This window comes from Streptomyces hyderabadensis (genome assembly GCF_020404845.1).
Classification (GTDB): domain Bacteria; phylum Actinomycetota; class Actinomycetes; order Streptomycetales; family Streptomycetaceae; genus Streptomyces; species Streptomyces hyderabadensis.
Genome location: NZ_JAIOJZ010000158.1, coordinates 1 through 424, shown reverse-complemented (window position 1 = coordinate 424; position 424 = coordinate 1). Strand labels below are relative to the sequence as shown.

1 protein-coding gene is annotated in these 424 nt (G+C 65.1%); it reads left to right on the top strand.

Annotated features, from left to right (window positions below; genetic code table 11):
• Positions 1-424: beta-ketoacyl synthase N-terminal-like domain-containing protein (locus K7854_RS37340; RefSeq protein ID WP_226030990.1), on the top strand; the 424-nt coding region annotated here is incomplete at both ends.

Sequence of the window (424 nt, the reverse complement as noted above, 5' to 3'; positions counted from 1 at the left end):
TGCGTGGTAGTCGTACGGGTGTGTTTGCGGGGGTGATGTATCACGATTATGCGTCGCGTTTGCGGGAGGTGCCGGGGCATCTTGAGGGGCTGATGGGGACGGGTAATGCGACGAGTGTGGTTGCGGGCCGTTTGTCGTACACGTTCGGGTTGGAGGGCCCGGCGGTGAGTGTGGATACGGCGTGTTCGTCGTCGTTGGTGGCGTTGCATCTGGCGGTGCAGGCGTTGCGGTCGGGTGAGTGTGAGATGGCGTTGGCCGGTGGTGTGACGGTGATGGCGACGCCGGAGGCGTTTGTCAATTTCAGTCGGCAGCGGGGGCTTGCGGCGGATGGCCGGTGCAAGGCGTTCGGTGCGGGTGCGGATGGTACGGGTTGGGCTGAGGGTGCGGGGATGCTGTTGGTGGAGCGGTTGTCGGACGCGGAGCG